General features: G+C 55.1%; 15 protein-coding genes. All 15 read right to left on the reverse strand.

All coding sequences use genetic code 11. The annotated features are described in order from the left end of the window. Positions 1 to 621 carry an adenylyl-sulfate kinase gene (gene cysC, locus DIT72_RS16430; RefSeq protein WP_135956333.1) on the reverse strand — a complete coding sequence of 207 codons (621 nt, stop codon included), beginning with the start codon at positions 619 to 621 and terminating at the stop codon, positions 1 to 3. Between the two features lie 260 nt (positions 622 to 881). Then, complete coding sequence (locus tag DIT72_RS16435; RefSeq protein ID WP_135956334.1) at positions 882 to 2,867, reverse strand: nucleoside-diphosphate sugar epimerase/dehydratase; 1,986 nt, start codon at positions 2,865 to 2,867, stop codon at positions 882 to 884. Between the two features lie 272 nt (positions 2,868 to 3,139). Beyond that, a complete protein-coding gene (locus DIT72_RS16440; protein WP_135956335.1) occupies positions 3,140 to 3,697 on the reverse strand; it encodes a sugar transferase in 558 nt (185 codons plus the stop codon). Further along, positions 3,694 to 4,659 carry a UDP-glucose 4-epimerase family protein gene (locus DIT72_RS16445; RefSeq protein ID WP_135956336.1) on the reverse strand — a complete coding sequence of 322 codons (966 nt, stop codon included), beginning with the start codon at positions 4,657 to 4,659 and terminating at the stop codon, positions 3,694 to 3,696. The genes DIT72_RS16440 and DIT72_RS16445 overlap by 4 nt, the downstream gene beginning before the upstream one ends. Beyond that, positions 4,656 to 5,786: a glycosyltransferase family 4 protein gene (locus tag DIT72_RS16450; protein WP_135956337.1), complete on the reverse strand. Its 1,131-nt coding sequence runs from the start codon at positions 5,784 to 5,786 to the stop codon at positions 4,656 to 4,658. Before DIT72_RS16450 ends, DIT72_RS16445 begins: the two co-directional genes overlap by 4 nt. After that, on the reverse strand, positions 5,783 to 7,714 hold the full coding sequence (asnB, locus tag DIT72_RS16455; protein WP_135956338.1) for an asparagine synthase (glutamine-hydrolyzing): 1,932 nt from the start codon (positions 7,712 to 7,714) through the stop codon (positions 5,783 to 5,785). The genes DIT72_RS16450 and asnB overlap by 4 nt, the downstream gene beginning before the upstream one ends. Positions 7,715 to 7,725: 11 nt before the next feature. Continuing rightward, positions 7,726 to 8,880, reverse strand: coding sequence for a glycosyltransferase (locus DIT72_RS16460; protein ID WP_206081116.1), 1,155 nt, complete (start codon positions 8,878 to 8,880; stop codon positions 7,726 to 7,728). After that, positions 8,877 to 10,001 (reverse strand): glycosyltransferase family 4 protein, encoded by a 1,125-nt coding sequence (locus DIT72_RS16465; protein WP_168355079.1) that lies wholly within the window; start codon positions 9,999 to 10,001, stop codon positions 8,877 to 8,879. Before DIT72_RS16465 ends, DIT72_RS16460 begins: the two co-directional genes overlap by 4 nt. Further along, positions 9,988 to 11,100, reverse strand: coding sequence for a glycosyltransferase family 4 protein (locus DIT72_RS16470; protein ID WP_206081117.1), 1,113 nt, complete (start codon positions 11,098 to 11,100; stop codon positions 9,988 to 9,990). The genes DIT72_RS16465 and DIT72_RS16470 overlap by 14 nt, the downstream gene beginning before the upstream one ends. Continuing rightward, a complete protein-coding gene (locus DIT72_RS16475; protein ID WP_135956341.1) occupies positions 11,100 to 11,876 on the reverse strand; it encodes a class I SAM-dependent methyltransferase in 777 nt (258 codons plus the stop codon). Before DIT72_RS16475 ends, DIT72_RS16470 begins: the two co-directional genes overlap by 1 nt. A gap of 417 nt (positions 11,877 to 12,293) precedes the next feature. Further along, the gene (locus tag DIT72_RS16480) at positions 12,294 to 13,142 is read right to left on the reverse strand and encodes a class I SAM-dependent methyltransferase (RefSeq protein WP_135956342.1); all 849 of its coding nucleotides are present in this window, start codon (positions 13,140 to 13,142) and stop codon (positions 12,294 to 12,296) included. 485 nt (positions 13,143 to 13,627) lie between these two features. Continuing rightward, positions 13,628 to 14,950, reverse strand: a complete 1,323-nt coding sequence (gene murJ, locus DIT72_RS16485) for a murein biosynthesis integral membrane protein MurJ (protein ID WP_135956343.1) — start codon at positions 14,948 to 14,950, stop codon at positions 13,628 to 13,630. 147 nt (positions 14,951 to 15,097) lie between these two features. Continuing rightward, on the reverse strand, positions 15,098 to 16,189 hold the full coding sequence (locus DIT72_RS16490) for a glycosyltransferase family 4 protein (RefSeq protein ID WP_206081118.1): 1,092 nt from the start codon (positions 16,187 to 16,189) through the stop codon (positions 15,098 to 15,100). A 137-nt stretch (positions 16,190 to 16,326) separates the two neighbouring features. Next, positions 16,327 to 17,544 carry a glycosyltransferase family 4 protein gene (locus DIT72_RS16495; RefSeq protein WP_168355080.1) on the reverse strand — a complete coding sequence of 406 codons (1,218 nt, stop codon included), beginning with the start codon at positions 17,542 to 17,544 and terminating at the stop codon, positions 16,327 to 16,329. A gap of 3 nt (positions 17,545 to 17,547) precedes the next feature. After that, positions 17,548 to 19,278 carry a hypothetical protein gene (locus DIT72_RS16500; protein WP_135956345.1) on the reverse strand — a complete coding sequence of 577 codons (1,731 nt, stop codon included), beginning with the start codon at positions 19,276 to 19,278 and terminating at the stop codon, positions 17,548 to 17,550. Between the last annotated feature and the right edge of the window lie 14 nt (positions 19,279 to 19,292).

Raw genomic sequence — 19,292 nt, forward strand, 5'->3', positions numbered from 1 at the left:
TTATGCTCCGATGGTCTGGGGCGGGGTAAAAATCAGTTGTCGTTCAAGCAGATAGTCAATCAACCGGTTTACACACTCATCAACCGACATCTGCGACGTATCCAGGCGCACTTCCGGCCGCTCCGGCGCCTCGTAGGGGGAATCGATACCCGTAAAGTGCTTGATCGTGCCGGCCCTGGCCTTCTCATAAAGCCCCTTCGGATCCCGCTGCTCACAGGTCTCAAGCGGCGTATCCATGAACACCTCAATGTATTCACCGGCCGGAAACAGATTGCGCACCAGACGCCTGTCGCTGGTGAACGGGGAAATAAAGGCACTGAGAACAATCATACCCGCATCGGTGAACAGCTTGCTCACTTCACCAATACGTCGAATATTCTCCACCCGGCCCTCGTCGGAAAACCCGAGATCCTTGTTAAGGCCATGGCGCACATTATCGCCATCCAGCAGGAAGGTGTGATAGCCACGCTCGAACAGCGCCACATCCAGCGCATTGGCAATGGTGGACTTACCGGAGCCGCTCAGGCCGGTAAACCACAACAGGCACGGGCTCTGGTTCTTGATGGAAGCCCGGTCTGCCCGGGTGACTTTCTGGTGATGCCAGACAACGTTTTCAGACATGAAACAGCAACCTTGCTTGTGGAACTTTGTTTTTTCTATTCGGACGACAGGTGCATTCTCTCGTCCTAATGCATACTTGGCCGACGATACCCCCAATGCTCAATCGGCCCGGGGGTAGGGGTACCTTTTCTGCCAGAAAAAGGTGTCCGAGCGAAGCGAGTTCTTTTTCCAAAGAAAAGGTGCCCCTGCCGCCGGGCCAGGCTCCATGCCCATCAGGCTAGTTTCTTGTCGGATTACGGCTTCGCCTAATCCGACCTACCCTACACGGACAGGCGGTGCACCTTCTTATCGTCCTGGTGTTCGACCGTGGCAACGTTCGATTGGCCGCTGCACCAGACCAGGTCTTCCAGGTTGCCATTGGGCGCATACCCCGTTTTTGCGTTTTTCAGTACCTCAATCACCGCACCGCAATCGAACGTCTGGCTGGCGCGCTGTAGCTGGCTCAGGAACTCTTCAACCCGCTCCCAGGGCAAAGATACTTCCCGTGCCATCATGATGCGTGGGTGCGAAGTGCCCTGGGGATCGTCACCAATAAGCAGCTCTTCGTAAAGCTTCTCCCCCGGGCGCAGGCCCGTGAAGACCACTTCAATATCACCAGCGGGATCGTCTTCGGTTTTCTCTTCCAGCCCCATCAGGTGAATCATCTTCCGGGCCAGGTCCGCAATCTTCACCGGCTCGCCCATATCCAGCACAAACACCTCACCCCCCACGCCAATACTGCCGGCCTGCAGCACAAGCTGGCTGGCCTCGGGGATGGTCATGAAGTAACGGATAATATCCGGATGGGTAACGGTAACCGGGCCGCCATCGCGAATCTGGTCCCGGAACAGGGGCACCACCGAACCGGAAGAACCCAGCACGTTACCAAAGCGCACCATGGAAAAAACCGTCTTCTGCTGCCGCTGCGCCAGCGCCTGCAACACCAGCTCTGCGAGCCGTTTGCTGGCACCCATCACATTGGTCGGGCGAACCGCCTTGTCGGTGGAAACCAGCACAAACCGCTCAACACCGGCGGCAATGGCCGCCTCCGCCGTGTGCCAGGTGCCGAATACATTATTCTGCACACCTTCAATGACATTGTGCTCCACCAGCGGTACATGCTTGTAGGCGGCGGCGTGGTACACCGTCTCAACACCAAAGGCCCGCATCGCAGTCTCGCAGCGGCGACGATGGTTCACATTGCCGAGCAGCGGGTGCAACTCTACCTCCAGACCCTCGATCTGGTTAATGGAGCTCAGTTCCCGCTCAATGGCGTACAGGGAAAACTCGGACTGCTCAAACAGCACCAGCGTTCGCGGGCGGTGGCGAATGATCTGGCGACAGAGTTCAGAGCCAATCGAGCCGCCCGCGCCGGTCACCATTACAGATTTCTGGTACAGGCTTTTGGCGACAACGGCAGAATCCGGCCGCACCGGGTCCCGCCCCAGTAGGTCCTCGATTTCCAGATCCCGAATGTCGTTAATCCGCGCCTGACCGGCCACCAGCTCCGACATGGAAGGCACGGTCTGAACCGGAATCGACAATGGCTCCAGTTGTTTCAGCAGCTTCTTGCGATCAATCTGCGAGTCTTCATCCAGCGCCAGCAGGATGCGCTGGACGCGGTGTCTGGGTATGTGTTTGGCGATGTGACTGATGCTGACTACTGGCAGGCCATTGATCGTAGACTTGTGGCTGGACCGGTCAAAGGTCACGAAAACTACCGGGCGGTATTCTGTGCCCTGCTCAAGGGCCGAGGCCAGCTGCATGCCGGTTTCGCCTGCGCCAATGATAGCCACGGCCTCTTTCGCACGCTGTTTTGGGTGGTTCACGATCATCCGTACACTGAGGCGTGTGCCGCTTACAAACAGGAAGGCCAAGGCACCGTATATGATTGGAACGGAACGCGGCACAAACACCTGAAGCAGATAACCCAGCACGATTAGTGTGGTAGCGGACGCAACAACACCATAAATAATCGTCAGAAAGGCCTTGTCTCCAAGATAGCGAATCACCGCCCGATACAATCCGAGGCGGATAAATATCCCAATGGTGAACACGACCGTTATTGCCGCAACCGTCAGCTGACCTTGAGTTGGCAACCAGAGATGCTGCTCCAACCGCAACGCGAAGGCTGCCCAGATAGCAAAGAACAGGACAAAGGCATCTGAAAGTACAGAGATAATCCGCTTCTGAAACCTGGGTAGATTCAGAAAGGCCTTAACAACAAAATTTCTGCCCGCGTGTTTGTTCTGTTTATCTCTGCTCACATGATTCCTCCGCTCTCACAATCATCCCTTTTCTTTTTTACTTCGCCGAGTATAAAACTGTCCTACCAAGAACATAACATTAAACGCATGAAACCCTTCAGCCTCAGAATTGATGCAATTCGTTAATACGTCTCAAAAACTATTATCTACCCACAATTTGCCCTATGATCTCTTTGATCGCCCGGCCACTCCCATCCAGCGTCTCGGTATCCTCAAGCCAGAGTGGCCAAGGGAGAGACGAGTGCGATAGCAAGCTTGGAGACAAGAAGCATTCAGTCTTTACCGGGCACCCGGTCGCCAGCGCCCTTACCGGCCACGGTCATGAAAATGTACTTGAAGTAAGCCCCAACTGTCAGATTCTCCAGCATCTTCTGGTCCGTCTCTGCCAATAACCGGGGTGTAGACATATCAATATCATTTACCTGCGCCAGGCCAGTAATACCTGGGCGAGCTGTTAGCACACCCCGTTGCTCACGCTCTGAAATCAACTCTTCCTGGTTAAACAAACAAGGCCTTGGCCCAACCAGACTCATCTCACCTTTCAGCACATTCCACAACTGGGGTAACTCATCCAGTTTGGTCCGCCGCAGAAATCGGCCGAAAGGGGTGATGGCATCTGCGCTTGCCAGGTGGCTCGCCACAGAGGCTGTGTCTTTCTTCATGGTGCGGAATTTTACAAGTATGAACGGCTTGCTGTTACGGCCTACCCTCTTCTGACAAAAAATCGGATAGCCGGTATCAAACAGCCCAATAATCATGAGAAGCAACAATATCGGGAACCCTAAAAGCAATCCCAACAGCGAGAAGAAAAAATCAAGCAACCTAATCAAAGTCTATTCCCCGGAACGAAACAACGCCGAAGCCCTTCCCCCACCGACAAAATAGGCTCCCAACCCAACACGTTGCGCGCTTTGGAAATATCCACTTGTAAGGAACCAAGCAAACGCTGAGCAACCGCTTTTTTGCCAAGTAAACTAGCACCGAACATGAGCATTCCTGCGGGCACCGGAATCAGCCGGGCCGGTTTACCCATTGCTTCACCAACCCGGCGGAGCAATTCAGCGGTAGACAAATCCTTGCCATCACCTGCCAGAAAAGTCTGATTGGCAGCGGCGGGATGATCGATGCAAGTGATAATCAAATCGACCAGGTTATCCAGCGCAATGAGTGAGCGTTTATTATGGATAGCACCAAAAGGCAGCGGCACCCCTTTTCTCACCAACGCAACCATAGTGGCGAAATTTCCTTTTACACCCGGCCCGTATACCAGCGGTGGACGAATAATGACCATTTCAAGCCCGGTTTCAGCGGCCAGCTCATGCAAGGCCCGCTCCGCTTCCATTTTCGAAATACCGTACGGATCCTGAGGTGAAGGACTGTCGTTTGCAGTAAAGGCCCGCCCTGGCTCCGTTGACTCCCCATTTACCTTGATTGAGCTCAGGAATACAAATCGTCTGACTCCCGCCTCAGCTGCTTGTCGGGCAAGAGCCAGGGTACCCTCAACATTGACCCTGCGGAACTCGGTCAACGGATCATCAGAGCTATCATTCATCACGTGAACCCTGGCAGCAGCATGAATTACTGTATCTACCTCGGCCAATGGTAAGGGCCGTGAAAAGTCACCAGTGGAGCCAAGACAAATCTGCTCTATCGACGCAGGCAGGGTATCGCTCCTACTGCGAACCAGCGCCAGGGCCTCGCCCAGGTGCGGCTCACGAACAATTCGAGAAATCAGGGCAGAACCTACAAATCCCGTGGCACCGGAAACAACCAGCTTCTTTGCAGCTTTCACGAAGACGGCTCCAGCTTCCGATAAATGGCCAGATGCTGATCAACAATAGCTTCAATGCCAAACGCCCGCTCAGCCAGATCCCGGCCAGCACGACCCATTCGCGCCCGAAGTTCCGGGTCCATCACCAGCTTTTGAATCGCATCCGCAAGGGAAACGGCATCCCGTAACGGGACCAGAAGCCCCGAAACCCCTGGCTCAATGGCATCCCTGCAGCCCGGAACATTGGTAGTTACAACCGCCCGGCCGCAGGCAGCCGCTTCAACAAGCACTTTTGGCAATCCTTCTCGATAAGACGGCAGCACCACAACGTGTGCGTGCGAAAACAGATGCGCAATATCCCTCCTGTGCCCCAGGATCTCAATCACCCCTTCCTTTTGCCACGCCTGAACCTCATCCGGGCTCACCGTAGCCGGATTATCAGTATCTACATCACCGATCAGCTGAAAGTGGACATCTACTCCACGTGCTTTGAGTATCCGGGCCGCCTCAACAAACTCCCCCACGCCCTTATCCCATAATAGCCGGGAAGCCTGACAGACAACGGGCCCGGTCTCCGATTCCGGCTCCCGGGAATAACAGCAGAGATCAACGCCGGACCCGCGGATTATTTCCACTTTGGACGGCGCAACAGCCTTTAATCTGAGAAAAAGATCCCGGTCCGAGCGGTTCTGGAAGATCACCCGAAGGTTCTTTTTACCCAGAGCCAGGCGGTATAAAAGTCCCACCAGCTTGCGCGCAACAGATGCCGTGAACCCAGTGGAGACAAAAATGAAACCCAACCCCGATATGGCAGCCACCACCCCACCAACCGGCGCCAGACGTGCCGCTATTCCGCCATAAAGTACCGGCTTGATGGTAACCAGGTGCAGGACATCAGGTTTCAATTTCCAGAACAGCCGCCAAAGCACAAGCATCAGCCGGATTTCGGACAAAATGCCCCTGCCACTGCGGACAAGGGGAATTTCGGTATGTCTGAAACCAAGGCTACGAATGTGCTCCACACCCGGCCCCGGTTGGGTTGCTATGTGAACCTCGTAGCCTGCATCCCTGGCGCCCTCTGCGACTGCCAGCCGGTGGGAGATAAAAAAAGCCGGCTGATTTACCACAATCAGCAGTTTCTTCGTCATGCCTGCTCTCTCAGCCAAGCCTGGAACATCAATACATCCCACAGATGGTAATGCCATCGCCTTACACCGCTGATATGCTCTTGCCACATTTTGCGGATGGGTACCGGATCAAAAAAACCCTCCTCGGCAAGGCGGGATTCATTCAACAGATCCTCAGCCCATTCTCTCAGCGGGCCCCGCAGCCAGTGTTCCACAGGAACGCCAAAACCCATTTTGGGGCGCTCCATCATTTCCCGCGGCACATAGCGATACAGTACCTGTTTGAGCAACCACTTGCCCTGACCATCACGGAATTTATACTCGGTGGGCAAACGCCAGGCGAATTCCAATACCCGGTGGTCAAGCAGAGGCACCCGGGCTTCAAGGCTCACGGCCATACTTGCCCGATCCACCTTTGTAAGGATGTCACCCGGCAGGTAGGTCATCATATCCAGATACATCATCCGCTCGCGCAAGCCTGGAAGCTGCGGCAAAAGCTCGGGCTGGCTCAGCAGTGTGTCCGGCTCCTTCGCCCCCAATACAAGCTGTCCCGGATGTTTTGCGTGGGACACCAGCTCCCGGTAAAACGCCTCGCCACTGGAATGCGTAAGAAGTTCAGCCAGTTTAGGCAGCCGGTCTGCAAAACTGCTGATTCGCATTCGCTCCGGCAGCAGACTCATCATCCATTCAATAGAATGGCCTGGGGCGTGGGATGCAGCAGCACTCATCATCCGGCGCAGTGGCATTGGCACCCGGCTGAGAACACCCCAGATGCGGTCTGCCCTGAAATACCTGTCATAACCATAGAACAGCTCATCACCACCATCCCCCGACAGGCTCACAGTGACATGCTTTCGGGCAAGCTGACTGACCAGAAAGGTCGGAATCTGGGAGGAGTCCGAAAAAGGCTCATCGTACATGGAAGGCAGCCTGGGGATAACCGCCATGGCGTCTTCGGGCTTCACATACAGCTCGGCATGATCCGTTCCCAGATGATCCGCCACGGCCCGCGCATGGGTGGCTTCGTTGTAGCCCTCTTCATGGAAACCGATGGTGAAGGTTTTGACTGGCCGGCTGCTCTGGGCCTGCATCATCGCCGCGACCATCGTGGAATCATACCCGCCGGACAGAAAAGCTCCCAGAGGCACATCGGCGGCCATACGGCACCCCACAGCATCGCGCAGTAGCAGATCAAGTTCCTCTTCCAGGGCTTCAGGGCCGCCACTGGCGGAGGCTATGCCTTTCTCAGCAACTTCGGCAAGATCCCAGTAACAGCGGGGCTCCCCAATGTCACGACCCTTGCCGCGAATCACCACAAAATGCGCCGGGGGTAGCTTGGAGATACCCTGGTAGATACTCCACGGCGCTGGCACGTAGTTATGCCGCATATAGAGTGCAAGGGCATCACGGTCTATTTCGCCCTTCCACCCTGGATGCATTTTCAGTGCCTTCAGCTCCGAGCCGAACAGGAACGCCTCGCCGGAGCGACCATAGTATAGGGGCTTCTCCCCCATGCGGTCCCGAGCCAGAAACAGCTCCTGTTCGCAGCTATCCCAGAGGGCGAAGGCAAACATGCCATTCAGCTGTTTCAGCGTCTTCTCAATACCCCAGTGCCTGAGGGCAGCCAGAAGAGTCTCTGTGTCGGAGTGGCCACGCCAGTCAAACCCGCCGCCCTCGCTGTCCAGGTTCCGGCGCAGATCCTCGTGATTGTAGATCTCACCATTATAAACAAGCGCATAGCGACCGCAGGGTGAGTGCATGGGCTGGTGGCCTGCCGGAGAGAGATCCAGTATCGCCAGCCGCCGGTGAGACAGCCCCAGGCCCGCCGACTCCTCGACCCAGGCACCGGCATCATCGGGGCCACGGGACTCCATCACAGTCCCCATGCGGGTAGCAACCTCAAGACTGTGGCCCAGATGACTCTGCCAAAATCCGGCAATTCCGCACATTAAACTGGTTCCTAAGCCCCGGAAGCTGAATGAGGCTTCCGCCCCGCCAGCTCTTTATAAAGTTTGACATACCCGGCTACCACCGCCTCCCTCCCGTAACAGGCAGCCACCCTTGATCTTGCCGCTTCACCCAGCATCTGGCGCTCCAATACAGACTTTCCCAGAAGCTGCCGAAGCCCACAAAACAGGGCCTCATCGTCAGACGGAGGAACAACAACCCCGGTGTCCCCGACGACAGGGCCACTATCTCCTACATCTGTTGCCACACAGGGCACGCCTGCAGCCATGGCCTCCCCCAGAACATTGGGAAACGCCTCGGACCATGAGCTCTGGCAGAATACATTCATAGCGCACATCAGGTCCGGAACATCCCGGCGTTCGCCCAGCAGGTGAAACCTCGCGATCAATCCGGCGGGTATCGTCGACGCAAGGCTGGCGGTGTCATAACCGACGCCGAGCCCGCTCATGACAACATGAATGTCCTGTGACTCCTCCTGAATCAGCCTCACCGCCGCCCGCAGAAACCGGGGGTGATCCTTCAGCGGGTGCAAGCGTCCTACATGGCCAATAACGATTGCATCCAGGGGAATCTCCAGTTCCTTCCGAATGGCAATGCCGCGTTCTGGCGATGGTGACAGCCTGTTCAGATCAAAACCGTTGGGAATTACCAGCCCCCGCTTTGCCGAAAAGCCGAACGCTTCATGCTGCCTGCGGGACGTCTCACTGTTGTAGAGGATGACATCAGGGCGACCGGAAAGCAGGGCACCGGCCCGAATTACATAACGGGTCATGGTCTTTTCACCGTCCATGCCATAAAGACTGTGGCGAACATTCCAGGCAAGGGACGGAAAACCAGGAGCCATGAATCGGCCCAGTGAGGCAGCGAGATTACCATGATACATCCATCCCTGGAGGATATCCGGCCTCACCTCGCGAATGACCCTTCTCAGTCCGGATATCACCGCTGCGGTCGGCAGCCCCCGTTTCATATGAAGTGCATGCACTGGTACACCAAGCGCCTCAATACGGTCGCCATAGGTCCCCTTATCCGTCAGGGACAGGACATGGCAGGGTATGCTCCGGGAAAGACCCCCTTCCAGGGTCGAAAAAAGTGCCCGTTCTGCACCGCCTGTTCCCAGGCCGGTTATGACATGCAGAATGCTCATTCCACTTCCAGCCCTATTACCCCACTCCATTGCCGGGCCACCCTTTCAATCGCAAAACGTTCCCGAACATCGATGGCCTCAGTAGCCAGAGACTTCCGCAAGACCGGATCGCCCATCAGTGTTGACAGTGCTTTTTCAAGGCCGGGGGTACCAGTTTCGGGCGCCACAAGCAGGCCATCCTTTCCTGGAGTGATGATATCCACCGGCCCGGTCGCGCAATCCATGCTGACCGGGGGGACCCCATAGGCCATGGCTTCAACCAGGGTGTTGGGAAAGCCCTCAAAATGGGAACTCAGCGCATAAAGATCGGCGCGATCATACCAGTCGCCCAGATTGCCCACTCTTCCCGGCAGGTGAGCCCGGCCAGACAGCCCAAGATCGATGACCTGTTGCTCGAGGGCAGCCCGCTCAGGTCCTTCTCCGAGAATAACCAGATTCCAGCCCGGGTTTTCCGCCGCTGCCCCTTGAAACGCGTCCAGCAGACTGTCGAAACCCTTTTCGGGCCCAAGGCGACCGACAGCCAGCAGTACCGAGTGGTCACCTCCAACTGCCGTTGCCGGAGAGATGCGCGGCTCACCTGCTGGCAAGGGAAAAACCACCGGATTCGGAATCACATCGATACGGGCGCCCGGACAATTCGCCTCAACCCACTCTCGAACCAGGCTGGTCTGAACCACTACGCTCCTGGCCCGGCGATATAACAGACGCCTTCCGAGAGCCCAGAATCGGCTGAGCTGGAACAGTGCAGGGTTGGTGCGCTCGGATACCACAACCGGAAAAGGCAGACCAGTTGCAGCAATCAGGGCGGCAACGTTCACGTGGGTAAGGAAGGACACCACTGCATCGGGCCGGAACTCCTGCATTACGTGACGCAAGGCCAGAAGCCTTCGGAAGCCATTCCAGCGGGCTTTTGACGTGCTCCCCACGCGGTCCGCCAGATACTCCAGGCGCACTTTTTCATCCAGCGGATAGAGGCACTCTCCACGGCCGGAAAAAGTCGGCATAAGCACAATATCGTGGCCCGCTTCCGCCCAGTAATTGCAAAGCAGGGCCGCAACGCGCTCGGCGCCTCCGCCCTGCATGGAACTGACAAGGAAAAGGATTTTTTTACTTTGAGCCATTGGCTGCCACTTGCCTGAAAAGATTCTCCCACATGTCAGCAACCCGTTCCGGCGCAAAACGTTGGGCGGCTTCCGTTGCCCGCTGGCCATACTGTTTGCGAAGGCCTTCATCCGCCATCAGGCAAGCCAGAGCATCAACCAGTGCCCTGTGATCATCCCGGGGCACCAGAATCCCATCCACCTCGTGGCGGATGATATCCCTGGGCCCCGTATCGCAATCGACGCTCACCGCAGGGAGTCCATAGGAAAGCGCTTCTGCGAGAGTATTGGGAAAGCCTTCAAAACGGGAGGTCATCACAAAGAGGTCAGCCGACCGGTACCAGTCCGCTACATTGCCAACAGCACCAGGAAGTCTGATACGATCTGTGAGGCCAAAAGACAAAACACGCTCTTCGAGCTCATTACGGCACACGCCATCTCCCACTATGTGCAGCTGCCATTCAGGAAAGTCAGGAGCAAGTTCTGAAAAAGCGGCAAGCAGACGCTCATAACCTTTCTGGGGAGCAAGACGACCCACCGCAAGCAGGGAACGCTCTGCCCTGGGCGGGGTCACCCGAGGTTCCTGGGATTCCAGCGGGTAAATGACCGGGTTCGGAATTACCTGAACATTCCGGGCACCGGCATGGTCACGGATCCATTGGGCACTCTGCTCAGTCTGGGCAACAACCGCCTGGAGCCGGGGATAGGCAAACCTCCGCATGCGCTCCCATACTCTCCCAAGTGGCAGCGCCGGGGGGTGAACGCGCTCCGAACCTATGACCGGCACACCTGTTTTTCGGGCTGCCAGAGCAACCAGAATACTGGCCGTGCTCATCATCCCCAGAACAACATCCGGCTGCTCCCGCCTGATCAATGCCCGCAAATCCCGCACACGACGAAAATTATGGAGCAGGGCATGCCAGACGCTGGCGCTGGGATGATCAAGCCCCATAGCGACACGCTGGACACCCGCATCAAGGGAATAGAAGTCCTGCTCTTGCCCCGCAATAGTCACTATCGTTATGGACCACCCCTGTCTGGCCCAATAGTTAGCCAGGGCGGAAGTCACTCGCTCTGCACCGCCCGAGGACAGGGAGTGAACAAGAATAACGAGGCGCATCAGGGTTTCTTTGCAATAGCGTAAATATAGGGCGAAAACAACCGGGAAGTTGGTAGCCGGAAAACGCGTGACTCAAATGCCCACAGGATTTTGGAGAGCCGCGCCAGTTGCTTGTAGAACTGCCATTTTATTCCGGACTGATGTTCAAAACAGCTGGAAAGCACCCCAAAGTTGGTGGAATCCAGATAACCACATTCCAGTATTTCAAGCCCAGCGTCCTTATGACCCTTTACAAATGACTCCCGGTCATGGGGAACGTGGATCTCATAGACTGCCCGATTGAATTTTCGGGTCAGCGCGCCAAGGATTCCCGACATATTGGGTATAAACGTTACTAGGCGACCGTCATGGGCCAGAAAGTTTTTCATCGGCGCCAGAGTCGCAGCCAAGTCCGTAAAGTGCTCCACTACGCCGTGGCTATAAACCAGGTCAAATTGGCCCACGGCAGCCTCCGGATCAAACATGTCCGCACAAACGGTGTGAAGGTTCAGCAGCCCCCGCTCATTGGCATAATCCCGCACCAGGGCGCACCCCTCATCAGAATAATCGAGCGCCGTAAATTCCGAGTCCGGGTAGTGTGAAGCAAAAAAGGCGAGCCAGGCTGAGCCACCCCCTCCAACCTCAAGAACCCGTTTGTTCTCAATACCAACAGACTCCATTACCTCAAGGTTTTTTTCAGCGCTGAGATTTCTGTAGCCGGTGACCTCAATAGGCTGCAAAGACGGACGGGCCGTATAAGTTGCGTCCCAGTAGGATGTTTCGGTAAGCCTGCTCATTACCCGTATTTCTCCTTCATCCCGATGTTCAGGGGCTGATGTTCCCCGCAAGCACAATGCCTCAGTACCTGAGTACCCAGATCATCACTATGCCGGTCACAAAATACACTCCGGCCGTTGCAAGCAGCAAGCCAGCAAGGCCGAGAAGCTGCACCAGAACCGAGACAAAAGCAGGCAGGGCAATGTGTGGCTCATTAGAGATAAATGAATCAGGTGCCAACTACCTTGACAGACAACGCTGGCAGTGTCTTCCGGCTTAAAATGGTTCTGGCGGAGTGACAGACGCTTTGAATGTGCATTTACCGCAATGCTCCGGGCCGCGACTGGGATTCTCGGAACTGACGGAAAACTCTGTCAAGCACTTTTCGAGACAAAGTGAGCTGAATAGTTACCTTTAAGTTTTTCCTTGGTACGACGTTATCGAATACCGCGTTTGGAAAACACATACTCGTTGCAGCCCAAGCTCCCGGCATTTGTTTTAAGCCTTTCTAGTTCAAACCCCTTTCCATGATAAAACGAGAATATAGCCTCCGGCTTCGCCACCTCGAACGGATAGCCGCCAATCCAATCAACAAGGTCATGCCACATGCTCATGCCGCGAAAGCTCGTTTGAGAGTAATTAATAATATTATTAATATACGTATGCGGTCGCCCCTTCAACATATGTAGCATGAAAAATTTCATTTCCCTCGGTGCCATGATCAGTCCAGCGTATACAGGTTTAAATGGCCCAGGAAGTCGGTTATAAATAATTTTCAGAATCCGCCAGCGCCTGCTCCATGATCCTTGGTCATTATAAATAGCAATAAATAGTTTTCCATTAATTTTTACTAATGGCTCGATATTTTCTAAAGCCCTCCACATTGCTCCAGTATGGTGCAGAACTCCCCAGCTATAGACGACGTCAAATTCACCTAAATTTAATAAATAGTTTACATCAAGAACTGAAGCTTCTTCGATTCTCCATTTGTCGTCACCCGGAAAATATCGGCATTTCAATTCGTTTGTGCATGCGACAGAGTGGGGATCATAATCAAACGAATGTACCTTTGCGCCTAAACGGCGAGCCGCAAGGCTAAACAAACCACTTCCAGAGCCAGCATCCAAAAAGCTCTTGCCGGATAGAGTTTCCAAATTAAGCATTACCTTAAGTGACTTTTCAGCCTCACTAATATTTTTTTCATTGATTTCCTTGATAAAATTCTGCCAATTCTTTCCAAAGGAAAAGCGCTTTCCAGAATTAATTTCTTCGCTATGGCGACTCATATAGCAATTCCTTAAACAAAGTTTTGCATATTTGCTATTTAAACCGAATTTTCATCGCAATGATATTTTTACTAGCGTGCCCTTTGGTTAATTCGCTAATTTATTATCAATCTGCTCAGCTTTACTCATGCCATCGAGGTCATAATGGATTCGGCGCTTTTATGCCATCGAAATGGCTTCGCCAGTTTCTCGTTGTAAACCTTGATGTACTTTTTAATAGCAGACTTCAATTCACCAACGCTGGCGAAAATACCCGACAAAACGCTCGTCGCTCCAGCTGGCCAAACCAGCCCTTGACCCGATTCAGCCAGGACGAACTCGCGGGCGTGAAACGCTGCTTGAGCGCTTACCCTCAAGGGCCTGCGCAGCGCTGAGATTTTTGTAGCCGGTAACCTCCACCGGCCGCAATGCGGAACGGGGCAGTGTAGGTGGCGCCCCAGTAGGATGTTTCGGTAAGCCTGCTCATTACTTGTATTTTCCTTTCCTCATTGGCGCCTAAGTACCCAAACCATCAACATGCCCGAGACAAAATACACGCCCGCAGTGGCAAGCAGTAAACCTGCAAGACCCAGAAAAGGCACCAGCACCGAAGCAAGTACAAGCTTCACTACGACGCTGACGGTTGCCAGCATCATTATCTCCCTGTAGCGCTGCTGGCTTAACAACGCATAGGACAGAATGATGGACGCAAAATAGAAAGGCACCTGAAGCACAGCGTATCTGAGCAGACCCATTACCCGCTCGGTATCGTCACCGGTAAAGCGGCCACGTTCAAAAAGAAGCTCGACAATAACCGGGGAAAGCCAGAAACCGATTGTCATTATCAGGATACCGATGCCGAACAACAACCCGGCCCACTGAATAGCCGTGCGTTCAATGCCTGCACGGCCTTCAGCATGGGTACGGGAAAGAACAGGCAGAGCCGCGCGGCCAATAGCGATGGTGCCAAGGCCAAGAATCAGACTCAGCACGCGGGTAGAATAGCCAAGGGTGGAGAGCGCCCCCGTACCCAGGCGGGCCGCAAAAAACTGATCAATAATGTCCACCAGGCTCATCAGCCCCTGACCAACCAGCATCAGCCCAAAGCCCGCAAAAAACGGGCGCCAGTGGCGCGATCGAAAAACAAAGACAGGCGCCTCTGCCTCTCCCCGCAATGCCAGCGGCAGGAACAGCAGTAAAACCTGTATCGCAAAACCAGCCAGAGTGCCCCAGATCAAAGGTTCGGTGCCGCCCATCAGCAGAACAGCCACCAGAATCGCCAGCGCAGGGGCGCCCTCCAGCAAGGTATTAAGATGACGATTCGCTGCCATGGTCCAGGCCGCCAAAAGCCTTGCAATAATAGCCAACGGCAAAACCCATGCAAGCCAGGTTGCCATCTGTCCTGCCAGATCGGCCTGGCCAGGATTAAGACCCACCCAGGGCTGCTGCACTAGCCAGGGCAGGAACAACCACGCGCCAATGCCAAGACACAGGCCAACCAACAACGTACCGCCCAGTAACTCACTGCGAAAGCCTGGTGTATCCTGTGGTGCCTCCTGGCGTAAACGGGCCGCAAGGGGCACCAGCACAGCGCCGATTACCCCGGCAACAATGGCAATAGGCCACTGCACAAGATTGAACACAAAAAGGTAGGCATCGACCGTTTCGCTGACGCCATAGCGCCAGGCCACAGCCATCTCTTTCGCGGCGCCGGCAAACTTCCCGACGAGAACGAAAAATCCTACCAGCAGTAAGCCTCGGGCAAGCTGTTTGTGGTCGCTACCCAGCCGATCAAGCCGGGCTTGCAGCCATTTGGGCAGCTGGATCATAGCAGGTGGGGTTTCAGCTTTTCGTGAGCGGAGCGCTCCACACAAGTAATTTTATGATCGGGCCAGACAATGTTTTCAGCCAACGTTCTTCTTCCTTCTCTCTGAACTGCTTCGACATGGTTTGACTGCAGCTCCTCCGGCTAAATATCACCCAATTTCCAACACGTCGCGCGCCATATCATCCATAATCCGCCGGCGAGCATAACGCTCCAAAAAAACTTTGCGGGGGTAATAGACGAGTTCAAGCCGATCAAAGGCCTCAATGGCAGCAGTGACATCGCAAGGCCGGAAAATGCCAACACCCTCAACCTGCTCAGCCAGAAAACCTCTGCTATAGCCATCAACGCCCGCCAATATCGGCTTGCCTGTAGCGGCATATTCAAACAGTTTGGATGGAAGCACCTTCAGAAAGGCAGGTAAATCGTTGAGATGGAGAAAAAGCACATCAGCCTGCTTGTAGTAACCAAGCAACTGATCTCTGGGGACAGGATTGACAAAAGTTACGTCCGCCCCCACTTCGCGACACCTGTTAACCAGCACAGCCCGAGTGGCCCCATCACCGATGACAGTGAACGACGCCCGCCCTTCCAACTGAAGAGCCAGCGGCGGGAGAATATGGTCCAATCCCTGACCGTGCCCTATGTTCCCGGCATACACAATATGAACCTTACCCGTGGCAGGAGATTTGCCAACAAAGGCTTCCAATTCAAAATCTTCGTCAATGCCATTAGTGAACAGACGATAGGACTTTTTAGCATCTATCTTCTGAAAATACGGCAGAAAACCAGGCGACACCAGATTAACTCGGTTCGCACGGCGAACGGCGTAGCGCTCAATACGCGATAATAAACCTTTCAGCGGCATCACCACCGCCGGGTTAAACACATGTCTTATAGTATCGAGGAATATATCCCGTATATCCAGGTAATACACAGCGCCCTTGCGTTTGGCCAACCGGGCACCCACCGCCGCTGTCATTAGGCGGGAAGAGGTTGCGACTACAATATCGTAGTGGTCCTCGGGCGCCTGCGTGAAAGCCGCACGGGCAAACGAACCGAAGGACCGCACCTGCCCGAGAAGTCCCCAACGCTGGCGCGGAAGCCCTACGCGAACAACGCGGTAACCTATTTCCGGTTTTTCCACCGCAACCGGTTTATGGCTGCGATAGCGATTCGGTTCGGTGGTCAGGACATCCAACTGAACGTTACCACCACCTTGCCGGACCAAAGCCTCCGCCAAGGCCCGAGCCCTGAAGGCACCGGCACTGAGATCAGGTGGAAAGTAATAGCTTAGTAAGAGTATTTTCAAAGGTACCGCAAACAAAGTGAGAAAGTTTAGGGGTTAATGCGCGGTTTGGCCGGTAAACAGTCAGTTTATCAGTCAGGCGACAGGATACGCCTGTAAAGATCGACGAGGGCACTTTCCTGTGCCTCCCAGTTGAGTTTAGCAGCCGCGCGCCTGGCGCTCGCTGAATACCGGGCCCGTAGTTCCGGATCGTCAACCAGACGCTGCAGCGCCTCGGCCAGGGCTTCCACATCGCCGGCTGGTGTCAGGATTCCCAGGTCATGGCCTTTCACCACCCTGGCAATCTCCGGTAACGCCGAAGCCACTACCGGCAACCCCACCGCCACATACTCGAACAGTTTGTTGGAATCCGTCGTGAAATGATTCAGGCAGGTGTTCTCGATGGGTTGGACACCAATGTCGGCTGACGCCGTATAGTGTGGAAGCTCATCGAGCGACACCGTGGGAATAAAAAACACCCGTTGCTCCAGGCCGTATTCCCGGACCCTACCCCTGAGCTGCCCCTCGATGTTGCCACCACCGACAAATACAACATAGGCACCCCGCAAACGGGCAGCCGCCTCCACCAGCCGGTCAAGCCCCCGCCCCCGCTGCAATCCCCCCTGGTAAACCACCAACGGCCAGGGTTCCTTCAGCTGAAGGTGCTCACGTAACCGGTTACTTTCCAGCAAAGGCACCCGACGCGGTCGGTTCTGCAGCACCAGAGGGCGAGGGACATGATAGGCCCGGGCAAAGAACTTTGCCCGCAAATCCGTTGTGGTAATCGAGGCGGCAACCTTGGGCATGATCGTTTTCTCGATCCAGCCCACCCACTTGCGAAACGCCTTGTAGCCTTCACGGTCGGTACTGATCTCATGGGCGTCGTAGACCAGGGGTATACCGAGCCACTTTGATGCCAACCAGGCTGTCGGCAGAGTATTCACATCATGGGCATGAATAACACCCGCCCGGGAGCGGACCAGGCGCCACCACAATCTCAGATGGGTGATGGAACGGGTCGACAGGCGAAATAACTGGTGGCCAGTACTCGGCGGCGAAGCTACCGGCTGCGCGGGCGCCCCGGATGCACTCGCCTGTACGCCGCCCTTGCGAAAGCTCCAGAAGGGGCTACGCACCACTCTTTCAACCCGGACACCGGGTTCCAGCTCTTCAGACTCCAGCGTTTTACCAGGAGTGTGCAAGGCATGGACAACCACCTGGTGGCCCGCTTCTGCCAGGGTCTGCGCCTCTTTCAACACGCGGGCGTCGTTCACAAACTCATTCCATACCAGCATGGCTATACGTGCCAAGAGTCACTCCTCAATGGCGTTGTCCTGCAACGCGTTCAGCATGTCGAGAATTTCCGGCAGTACATCCAGCGCGTCATTAAACAGCTGCCGGTTATTGAAATCTTCCAGGCCATAAGCCAATGCAGACAACCGCACTTTGCGGGAATCTGCCGTGTTGAGACGGCGGTCTGGCTCTCCAGCTAGATGCTCAACCAGCCGTGCGAACGGCTTTCCAGGCAAGGGCCACCCTGCGCCCAGAGGGTCCAGCGACCATTTATCCCAGTTCAGTGCTAACAGGGACTGATCTGCGTCCGCCTGCCAGACGGACCTCACCATATTGGGGTTCATCAGAACCAACGGAAGAGCCTTCAGGTGTAAATGAAGTTCGGCCAGCCGATTAATCAGTTCCGCGACATGCAAGGTGTCCTGCCTGCTGGAGCAGGCGACATAGAGCCGTTCCAGCACTTCAGCAGAAAGCCGGTCGACCAGCAGCGGGCGGGATCGCAGGTAACGATTCACAAGCCGGGGGGGCAGGTGAATCGTTACAAAACGCTTCTCCAGAGCTGGGAGCTTGCGCTTTGCCTGCGGAACCTTCAGTAATTGGCCCGGTGGCAGGCGATAAACGTGGCAGGCAAACCGGTCAACTTCCGTCACCAAAATCAGCGAAGGTATGGGTACGCCTTCCAGCCCCTCTGTCGCCAGCATGGCCTCATGCTGAGCTGGCGATTTGCGATTGACGTCGAAAACTTTTATCAGCAACCGCTGGTCGGGCATGTCAGCGCCATACACCAACAAATGGGGCATGTTCGGTTTGCTGCTATCCAGCCATTGCACCTGAAGCTGCCCAGTGCCCACCGGCTGCACACCGGCTTCTTCCAACACCCGCATAAGCCAGCCTGCGCGGGTTTCCGGCTGCAGCAGCGCCCACAGATTCTTCTTTCCCGGATTCAGCTGCTGGCTCACCAGCACCTTGCCGTGGAAAAACAGCCCATCCAGTCTCGGCCGTTGCTGGGCAAGCCCATGCAGCCCTGAAACCAGGGCCGTTGCGCGGCCAAATATCTGGCGGCTCGCCAGTATCGAGATAATAGCGATGATAAAACCCGGTGGAGAAAAGAAAATAAACTCCATCACCAGGTACGCGAAAACCAAAAAGAATCCCAGTTTGGCGGCCAGCCCAAGGGCAGAAGTCAGTTTCTGATCCAGGTACTCTCTGAACCTCTCGCTGAGGCGATACGAGGCCATGAAAACCACGAAAACAAAAACCGAGTAACCGGCAATCAGCCCAGCCATGGATGGATAGAACCAACCTAACGCAAACAGCGCCAGGGGGATGAAAACACCAGCTGCCAGCGCACTGGAATAACGTTGATAGGCCTTAGCCGCCACGTCTTCCTGATTTTCAAACAACACCATCTTCTGGCTTTTGCCCAGCAACTCGCCTGCGGCCACCTCTGTGGCCTTGGCAATGAGCTTTTCCGCCAGAAGGCTCAGCAGGAAGAAACCAAAGGTGGTGCCACTCAGCCAGGCAATTAGCAGGTCGCGGTCAAGTTGCGAAAAAGCCGCCGGAAAATATCGCGGCATTCCATCTGAGCCCAGAAGAATAATGATCTTCAGGGGAAGGAAAAAGGACAGTAACGATGCAATCTGCGCAACGATCGTCAAAACAACGATGGCTGACGTCATTAAGGGGACAACACGATAGAACTTAGCGCCGAGCGACAGGTACCAGCGTAAAACGTTAAGAATATAAGCCATGAAGAAAGGTTCTA

Origin of the sequence: Marinobacter orientalis, assembly GCF_004792665.1 — a bacterium.
GTDB lineage: Bacteria > Pseudomonadota > Gammaproteobacteria > Pseudomonadales > Oleiphilaceae > Marinobacter > Marinobacter orientalis.

What these genes read in the sequence shown, in the direction of transcription:
- cysC (WP_135956333.1), bottom strand. Translation starts at nt 621, where the DNA reads ATGTCTGAAAACGTTGTCTGGCATCACCAGAAAGTCACCCGGGCAGAC.
- DIT72_RS16450 (WP_135956337.1), bottom strand. Translation starts at nt 5,786, where the DNA reads ATGACGAAGAAACTGCTGATTGTGGTAAATCAGCCGGCTTTTTTTATC.
- asnB (WP_135956338.1), bottom strand. Translation starts at nt 7,714, where the DNA reads ATGTGCGGAATTGCCGGATTTTGGCAGAGTCATCTGGGCCACAGTCTT.
- DIT72_RS16460 (WP_206081116.1), bottom strand. Translation starts at nt 8,880, where the DNA reads ATGAGCATTCTGCATGTCATAACCGGCCTGGGAACAGGCGGTGCAGAA.
- DIT72_RS16465 (WP_168355079.1), bottom strand. Translation starts at nt 10,001, where the DNA reads ATGGCTCAAAGTAAAAAAATCCTTTTCCTTGTCAGTTCCATGCAGGGC.
- DIT72_RS16470 (WP_206081117.1), bottom strand. Translation starts at nt 11,100, where the DNA reads ATGCGCCTCGTTATTCTTGTTCACTCCCTGTCCTCGGGCGGTGCAGAG.
- DIT72_RS16475 (WP_135956341.1), bottom strand. Translation starts at nt 11,876, where the DNA reads ATGAGCAGGCTTACCGAAACATCCTACTGGGACGCAACTTATACGGCC.
- DIT72_RS16480 (WP_135956342.1), bottom strand. Translation starts at nt 13,142, where the DNA reads ATGAGTCGCCATAGCGAAGAAATTAATTCTGGAAAGCGCTTTTCCTTT.
- murJ (WP_135956343.1), bottom strand. Translation starts at nt 14,950, where the DNA reads ATGATCCAGCTGCCCAAATGGCTGCAAGCCCGGCTTGATCGGCTGGGT.
- DIT72_RS16500 (WP_135956345.1), bottom strand. Translation starts at nt 19,278, where the DNA reads ATGGCTTATATTCTTAACGTTTTACGCTGGTACCTGTCGCTCGGCGCT.